The organism is Sphingobacterium cavernae (assembly GCF_008520265.1).
GTDB lineage: Bacteria > Bacteroidota > Bacteroidia > Sphingobacteriales > Sphingobacteriaceae > Sphingobacterium > Sphingobacterium cavernae.
Genome location: NZ_VIQM01000086.1, coordinates 1 through 8,346 on the forward strand (window position 1 = coordinate 1; position 8,346 = coordinate 8,346).

At 33.9% G+C, this 8,346-nt stretch carries 7 protein-coding genes; 3 read left to right on the top strand and 4 right to left on the bottom strand.

The window, feature by feature from the left end:
* Positions 1–115: 115 nt before the first annotated feature.
* The gene (locus tag FLS47_RS15370) at positions 116–1,165 is read left to right on the top strand and encodes an IS91 family transposase (RefSeq protein ID WP_149915228.1); all 1,050 of its coding nucleotides are present in this window, start codon (positions 116–118) and stop codon (positions 1,163–1,165) included.
* Positions 1,166–1,402: 237 nt separating this feature from the next.
* Here FLS47_RS15370 and FLS47_RS15375 read toward each other — a convergent pair whose 3' ends face one another.
* The 4 genes from FLS47_RS15375 to FLS47_RS15390 all read right to left on the bottom strand — a co-directional run bounded on the left by FLS47_RS15375 (position 1,403) and on the right by FLS47_RS15390 (position 5,421).
* Positions 1,403–2,143, bottom strand: coding sequence for a carbonic anhydrase family protein (locus FLS47_RS15375; RefSeq protein ID WP_149915229.1), 741 nt, complete (start codon positions 2,141–2,143; stop codon positions 1,403–1,405).
* A gap of 58 nt (positions 2,144–2,201) precedes the next feature.
* Positions 2,202–2,855, bottom strand: coding sequence for a DUF2490 domain-containing protein (locus FLS47_RS15380; protein ID WP_132779067.1), 654 nt, complete (start codon positions 2,853–2,855; stop codon positions 2,202–2,204).
* Positions 2,856–3,015: 160 nt separating this feature from the next.
* Entirely contained in the window at positions 3,016–3,696 is a 681-nt protein-coding gene (locus FLS47_RS15385; RefSeq protein WP_149915230.1) for a carbonic anhydrase family protein, read from the bottom strand.
* 54 nt (positions 3,697–3,750) lie between these two features.
* Positions 3,751–5,421, bottom strand: coding sequence for a SulP family inorganic anion transporter (locus tag FLS47_RS15390; protein ID WP_149915231.1), 1,671 nt, complete (start codon positions 5,419–5,421; stop codon positions 3,751–3,753).
* Between the two features lie 171 nt (positions 5,422–5,592).
* On the opposite strand from FLS47_RS15390, the gene FLS47_RS15395 reads away from it, so the two are divergent.
* A complete protein-coding gene (locus FLS47_RS15395; RefSeq protein ID WP_188347453.1) occupies positions 5,593–7,173 on the top strand; it encodes an AlwI family type II restriction endonuclease in 1,581 nt (526 codons plus the stop codon).
* Positions 7,174–7,307: 134 nt separating this feature from the next.
* Positions 7,308–7,940, top strand: a complete 633-nt coding sequence (locus FLS47_RS15400) for a hypothetical protein (RefSeq protein WP_149915233.1) — start codon at positions 7,308–7,310, stop codon at positions 7,938–7,940.
* Positions 7,941–8,346: the final 406 nt, after the last annotated feature.

Genomic DNA, 8,346 nt, shown 5'->3' on the forward strand with positions numbered 1-8,346 from the left:
TACAATACCAGAAGAATACATTCGGCTTTAGGTTATAAAACCCCTAAGCAGATGGAGGAAATGCTGTTGAAAAAAGAAAAATTAGCAGCAGCATAAAAAAGTCTCTCATTTTTAGTTGCAGTTCCACTTTACCGTTCATCAAGAGAAAACACTCAGAGCACTGACTTTATGCCGAACTGCTGCTTTGGGCGGACATGTAGATGCTTGTGATACTTGCGGAACTATCAGCATTAGCTACAACAGTTGCCGGAATCGTCATTGTCCGAAATGTCAAGGTCATAAACGTGAAGAATGGATTCAGGCGCGCGAACAAGATTTATTGCCTTGTTCGTATTATCATGTGGTTTTTACCCTTCCAGATTCGCTTAATGGATTAACGATTCGTCAGCCACAATTGATGTATAAAATCTTGTTTGATTCGGTTTGGGCAACGCTTTCTCAGTTCGGAAAAACTGAAAATATGCATTTAGGAATGATTGGAATTTTGCATACTTGGGGACAAAATCTGAGTTTGCATCCGCATATTCATTGCATTATTCCTGGAGGTGGAATTGACTTAAATGGCAATTGGAAACGCAAGATAAAAACCGATAAATACTTGTTTTGTGTAAAAGCATTGAGTAAGGTTTTTCGAGCAAAATTTGTGGCATCCATGCGTAAAGAAAGTTTAGGAAGTCAAGCGTTGTACAATCAATTATTCGAAAAGAATTGGGTGGTTTATGCCAAACGTCCTTTTGGTGGACCAAAACAAGTGATTGAATATTTAGGTAGATACACACACAAAGTAGCTATTAGCAATCATCGGATTAAAAACGTAACCAATCACGAAGTTACGATTAACTACAAAGATTATAAAGACGGAAGTAAAACCAAGGAACTGAAGTTGAAACATGAAGAATTTGCCCGACGTTTTAGCTTGCACATTTTGCCGCGCAGATTTGTTCGTATTCGTCATTACGGTATTTTAAGTAGCCGCTGGAAACGAGGTAAGCTTCAGCAATTACAAGATACGTTAAAAATTACTAGACCCGAAAAAGCAGCCAAAATGCAACATCTTAAATGTCGCTGTTGTCATGAAGGAAACTTGGTTACGATATTGATTTTTGGAAAGAGAGGTCCACCAAAAGATTACCTTCTTGACCATAAACTTGTCCCTGTAAATTAGCTTTTATGGGTAAGGGAACTTGTGTTCAGAAGTGATGGTAATCAGTATAATAAACTGATTATTAATAGTTAAAACCATAAAAAACAAAAAAGCAGGCCTCCACCTGCTCGAATATCTTCTAACCTAAAAATGAAAACTCCATAAAGATAGGCATCCAGTAACCGGTTCCGTTCAACGGGCTTTCATCTCGAGCCCTACGGGCAAGATGAAAGCTTAGTTATTATAGCCAGTTTTCTCCTACAAAAATGTTACTTCACCAGTATCCATATCGTAAACAGCTCCAACAATTTTGATTTGTCCACTGTCTTCCATTTCTTTTAAAATTGGACTATTTTGTCTGATTTGTTCGATGGTATTTTTTACATTACTCTCACATACTTGATGCACGAACTCTGGATTACCTGATGTACGGTCGCCTTCGTAAGTAACTTTCTCAACTGCTGGACGAATTTTAGATAACATCGCAGTGATGTTGCCCAACTTTACGTCATCAATGGCAGATTTTACTGCCCCACAATGTTCGTGTCCAAGTACAAGAATAACTTTTGCACCTGCTACTTTGCAACCAAATTCCATACTTCCAAGTAAGTCTTCGTTTACAAAATTACCTGCAACTCTGCCAACGAAAATATCACCGATTCCCCTATCGAAAACATCTTCTACTGGAACTCTACTGTCCAAACAAGATAGAACAACTGCTTTTGGAAATTGTCCGTTCGCACTTTTTCTTACTTGAGATGAATGATCTCTTGCTGTAAGGTCATTTTTGATGAATCGTTCGTTTCCTTCTTTGAATGTTTGAATAATTTCATCTGGTGTTAAAGCGTCTCTTTGTTCTTTGGTTAGCACTTCTTGTACCAATGCTTTGGCTTGATTCACTGCTGATTCATTTGCCGAGGTCTCACTCGGTTTTGGGTTGTTACAAGCTGTTAAAAAAGCGAGAGCAAGCCCTGGAATGATTAAAAACTTTTTTGTCATTATGTTTATTGTTTAATTTTGCCTACTTTGTAAAACGGTGTTCGGCTTTTCCGCTTTTTTAAAAGTTTACGAATGTTATTAGATTCAATTGGTTTCTTGACACACTGTTAGTTGTTTGATTCATTACGCCAATTTCTGTTCGTACAGTTTTGGAAAACCTATACCCAACACCACCATAGAATCGATTGCGGTCTAAAAAGGTTTGCTCTGTATTCACGAAAATTTCATTGTAAATAGAGAGATAAACAGTCTTGTCCTGCATTTGTTTGTGATTCAAGGCAATGTTTGTAGACAAGAAGTATCTTAACCGAAGTCTAAAATCGTCTTCAAAAAATCGTTGTTCAAAACGATAGCGGTGTTGTAATGAAATTCGACCAAAACTCTGTCTGGTGATGAACTGTTGATAAATTCTGTGCTCATTGAAGTTAGCCTTATTCTCAGTACCTGCAATGTAGGGTTCGCTATAAATAAAACCGTAACCAAGATGAATGTTGTTATTATTTTCTGTTAGGTTGTAGCCGATACCTGTTCTTAAAAGTAATTGTTCAGTGTCCCCAATAAAGTTGAAGTTTCGGTACTGTACTTCGTGATGCCAGTTCCAACGATTGTTTATTTTTTTGTCGCCAAAATAGATTAACCAGTTACCAAAGTCGCTTTGTTGAGCCATTAAGGTCAATGGGAAAAAGGCTAATAGTGTTAAAGTTCTCTTCATTCTGTGTCTGTTTTAAAATTGGCTATAACGGTAAATTGTATGAGAAGTGGCAGATTGCGTGGTACTTTCCTGTCAAACCGCTACGCAGTTTGAGCGGGCTACAAAAATTCATATTTACCACAACACCTGCCATTACTTATACAAAATGTTGGATGTCGTTTTAGTCAACAAATATCAATTCTCCTTTGGTTAAAGTATAGAAGAGGCCAACTATTTTTATCTCTCCGTTTTCTTCCATTTCTTTTAAGATTGGGCTTTTTGATCTGATTGTTGAAATGGCATGCCTTACATTATTTTCAGATACAATCTTTACAAATTCTTCATTCTTGGAAGTCATATTGCCCTTGTAGTTTTGGCTCATCCTTATAGCAGGTTTTATCTTTGAAAGGGTTGTAGTCAGGTTTCCTAATTTAACATCGTCTATAGCACCAATCACTGCCCCGCAATGTTGATGCCCCATTATTATAATTAATTTTGCTCCTGCAACTTTACATGCAAATTCCAAACTGCCTAATAAGTCTTCGTTAACAAAATTGCCAGCTATACGACCAACAAAAACATCTCCAATTCCCTGATCAAAAACATCTTCAACAGGTACACGGCTATCCAAACAGCTAACAACTACCGCTTTAGGATATTGACCAAAGGCAGATTTACGTATTTGCTCTGAGTGATCCCGATGAGTTAGATTATTGTTTCTAAACCGCTCATTACCATCCAGAAAATCCTGAAGTATTTGGTCGGGAGTTAATTTAGCGCGCTCCTCGGCACTAAGCACGGTTTTTACTAGTTCATCTGCGCTACTTTTATCAGGGTCAAATTTATTTTTTTCAGTTTCCATATTATTTCATCTTAAATTTTATAATTAAATTCACCATTTGTAAAAATCCCAATGCTAATGGGTAGTCATATCTTTGTTAAGTTCTTTCTTCAACCAAGATAAACCAATATCCATGTTCTCAAAGAGCTGATTTTCCGGAATTAAATCCGGGATTATATCAATGGAGCGAAGCATATCCTCGGGTTGACTTTGTAAACCGACAATAACTACTTGTAATCCTTTTTTATTTAAATCAAAAAGTGTTTCTTCCATTGCATACAAGCCTGTTTGATCTATGTGCGGAACACGATCCATTCGAATAATCAAGACTTTTATTTTTTTATCAATATTTTTAAACAGATTTAAAAAATGTGAAGTAAAGCCAAAAAACAAAGGCCCGTAAAGGTGCTTTACATATATGCTGTCTTTGAATTCTTCGAACAACTTTTTTTCATCATCCCATGGTTTCTCTCCTTTTAAATCAGCAAGGGTAGAACCCGAAGTACCTTTTTCGGCTATATCACCTGAACGTTTCATAAAGAGCACCGAAGCTAAAATCACTCCAATGGCAACTGCATAAATAAGGCTGCCAAAAGTTGTAATTAGTAAAACAATAACCAAGACAATTGCATCAGCTCTGGGTACATGTAATAAATGTTTTAATCCCTTTACGTCAATAATATTGAAGCCAACAGGAATAAGAATTCCAGCCAATACCGGTATAGGAATAAAGGCAGCTAACTTTCCTGCTCCAAGAAGCACAACCAGCAGAAACAAACCATGAATAACTCCGGAAAGGCGAGTTTTGCCGCCTGAATTGATATTTACAACCGTTCCCTTGGTTGCACCTGCACCTGGTATTCCACCTATCAATCCAGCTACAGCATTACCGATACCCTGACCAATCAATTCGCGATTACTGTTGTGTTTTGTTTTTGTTATATTATCTGCAATTACAGATGTCAGCAACGAATCAATTGATCCCAATACTGCTAATACAAGCGCATATTCTATAATGATTACATAAGCTTTGGAATCAATACTGAATAGCCCATCTATTTTAAGGGATGGTAAGCCGGCAGGTATGTCACCAATAAGTGGAATGTTTAATTTAAAAAAGTAAGCAACAAGCGATGCTGTTATGAGCGCAACAAGTGCACTTGGAACTGCTTTTGTAATTTTCGGAAATAAATAGAAAATTAATACCGTCATACCTCCAATCCCAATGGCAGCCAAATTAAATTCAGAAAACAAATGAGGGATGTCTTTTATAACACCAAAAGTGGATGATGGTGATCCAAGTCCTGCGAAGGGAAATATTTGTAATAAGATTATAATAAGTCCAACGCCACTCATAAATCCGGAGATTACCGGATAAGGAAAATACCTAATGTAGCTACCGATATTTATAAATCCAAAAAAGATTTGAAATAAACCAGCCAGTAAAAAAGTTGCGACAATGATGCCCATCGCATTTTCAAGACTTCCGGTCATGCTAATTGCTATTGCAATAAATGTGGCAGAAACCACTGTCATTGGACCAGTAGGGCCGCTAGCCTGAGTTTCGGTACCACCAAAAGCTGCGGCTAAAATACCGACTGCTATTGCTCCATAAAGTCCTGCAATGGCGCCCATGCCGGATTGTACACCAAATGCCAGTGCCAAAGGTAAAGCTACTATCCCTGCAACGATTCCTCCGGTAAAGTCTCCCTTCAGGTTTTTAAAATCATATATTTTTGTTATCATGACATACCTGTTTTTAGTATTGTAACTCTATTATAAACCAAAAAATCAAAATTTTGTTAACTGTATTGCTATTCTATTTTCTCTATTGGTTCTATTTTAAACAAATGACATCCAACATCTGTTTTAACGAAACGAATATACGGAAAATTTCGCTTAACCAACCCTATATACGTGTTTCGTTATTTGACTTTTCTTTCAAGTATCCCTCAATATTTTGGTTTCCTATATATAGATTATACTACAACCCCTAACACTATTAGGGTTACTAAAGCCGGCTATTGTCTTTTTAAAGAATCCGAACAATTTGTTAACGATTTTGACTATCCAAATCTAGCGTTAGCTGAAAAAGATAAATCAAGTTATGATTATTCAGATATCTATCTTCAGCAGTTTATAAAGCTACAAATTACAAATCCTATAATTCTTAAAGACTGTGAAGATATATTTATATTTCCATTATATGTTGTTTTGTCTTTAATAAAAAAATTAGATTATTTATCTTATGAAGAATTAGCTTTGTACGTATTTAATACTCGTAGTATAGATGAAATAGATTTAAAAATAATGGAAATTTCTAATTTTAGAGATTTAGAATATTATAAGCAAATCAAATTTATTGATGTTTTTAAAAAAACGCATCTAGGTAATATTTCATTAGTTAAAGCACCCACCACAAGTTATTTTCAAAAATTATGTTCTTATACGGATTTACTTATCAAAGATGAAGTTGTAATCAATTCTAGTACTGATAAAGAGTATAGAAAAGTTAATTGTATCCGTTTGAATAAAGATAAAATTGAAACAGTTAATCATATATTAAATAATTGTAAAATCGATTTTTACGACTTCAAAGAAGATTTAGATTTATGGATTGAATATATTGGTAATCCAGAAATAAAAACTACCCCAAAGGATGTTGAATTAGTAAATAAGTCTACAGATGCTTTACTTTTTACAATATTAAAGAATGGTAAATTTTATGCAGGCGATTTATTAAATGCAAATGATGTATATATATTCCCATATTTAGAATCTAATTTTTATAATATTCAAATATTAGATAAAAATTCAGGAAAAGTTCATAAATCATATAAAGTTGAAAAATATACTAACAAAATAAACCTTTTCTTGGATAATGATGATGTTGTAAAGGAGGATGTATTTACGTTAGAAAATTTATCCACTGAAATTATTAATCATATAGAAGCAAACAATTTTTGCAAAAACTATAGTAGTTATTTATATATTCTTACCAAATTCACAGGTAAGGATTATTTAAATAATAAATCACTGAGGGGAGCAAGATTAGAATTTCTTTTTTATAAATTATTCAATTCTTTAAAAGAATTTAAAATTATTGACGAAGTCATTTGGGGTGGTAAAATAGGTAAATATGGATTACCATCGCAAGCACCAGGTGGACCTAAAGGAAATCCAGATTTAATAGTTTTTGTTGACAATAAATTATTAGTAGTAGAATTAACGACAATAAAATCTAAATCTCAACAATGGACCGCTGAAGCAGCATCTGTACCTGATCATATTAAAAATGTTTATCACGATTACAATGGTAAATATGATATAATAGGATTGTATTTAGCGCCTATTCAACATGACCGTGTTAAGAGTGGTATTATGTCTAATTTGAATGACTTTAATGTTAAGATGTTATTTAAAGAAATTCCGCAGATGGTTGATGTATTAACGACAGTTAAACATAAAAAAGAATTATTGGAATCTATAATAATTTGATTTAAAGTAACTAATCCAGTCGCCTCAACTAATTCTTCCTGAGACATATGCGTAATTTTTCCAATATGATTGGAAGTTTATTCGTTTTTCCTATATTAATAAATGGATATTATAGCAGATAATATTAAAAAACGATGAATGTAAAATTGACTCACGAAGAATTACATAAACATTTAGTTGAACAGTTAGAAGAGATTCGCTGCTTATGTGATGCTTATGATAATGGGGGATATATTGTGTATAAATCTATCTCAATAAAACTGAGAGTATTATTTCATCATACAAACCGTTCTAATTCCTTGTTGAATCAATTGCATATGGATAAGGAAATGACGTCTACGTCTGGAAAAAAAATTGAAGGAAATCTTTTTAAAAATTTTTATGGACTTGTACATATCATAGTTAAACCAGAGGCAAAATCTATATTTGGTCACGGCAAGCTAATTCCAATAAAAGAAAAAGTAAATTTGAAATATTGGTGGGAAGAAGAAGTTGTTTTAACAGATAGTAACGGAATTGATTTTACTAGAAAAAATATCATTCTTGCTATATCCAATAAAGATGGAGGTGGTCACGTAGATCCTTACGTAGCCAGTGAATATTATAATCTGAAGTCAGGAGAAGCGTCAGGAGTTGTTTTTAACAGAGATGGAACATCTTATACTTTTAATCCACTAATTGCATCTATACGGCAAATTGCAGAAGAAGTGCTTTTATCATTCAATGATGACTATTTAGTTGTAATAAAAAATCTTAAAAAACGATAAATGCTCTTTCGAAACAAATTAAACCTTATAGCGCAACTAACTTAGACATAATTATGAAAAATATTTTTGTTCTTTTCTTAATTCTATTGCCAAGTATTGGTTTTTGTCAACAATTTCTATGGTCGACAACAAAAATAAACGATCATGAAGGCAGCGATGTAAAACTAATTCCTATAGCATCTGTAAGTGAAAAGATTTTTGATTATTATAATACTTACGAATATTATCGTGACTTAACAGGGTTTTCGAAAACAGGTTTTGAACGGTTTCTTAACGAATTATGATACTCCCTATTTGCTGGACAACTTTTTACTAAACTAAGATATAATTACGATACATTTTTAATTTCTTGATAGAACTTTTCATCGGGAGTTATCCGGCCTAAAGATTTGTGCCTTCTTTCCGT

Excerpts from the sequence above, each read along its gene's own strand:
- FLS47_RS15375 (WP_149915229.1), bottom strand. The coding sequence starts at position 2,143 with ATGACAAAAAAGTTTTTAATCATTCCAGGGCTTGCTCTCGCTTTTTTA.
- FLS47_RS15380 (WP_132779067.1), bottom strand. The coding sequence starts at position 2,855 with ATGAAGAGAACTTTAACACTATTAGCCTTTTTCCCATTGACCTTAATG.
- FLS47_RS15385 (WP_149915230.1), bottom strand. The coding sequence starts at position 3,696 with ATGGAAACTGAAAAAAATAAATTTGACCCTGATAAAAGTAGCGCAGAT.
- FLS47_RS15390 (WP_149915231.1), bottom strand. The coding sequence starts at position 5,421 with ATGATAACAAAAATATATGATTTTAAAAACCTGAAGGGAGACTTTACC.
- FLS47_RS15400 (WP_149915233.1), top strand. The coding sequence starts at position 7,308 with ATGAATGTAAAATTGACTCACGAAGAATTACATAAACATTTAGTTGAA.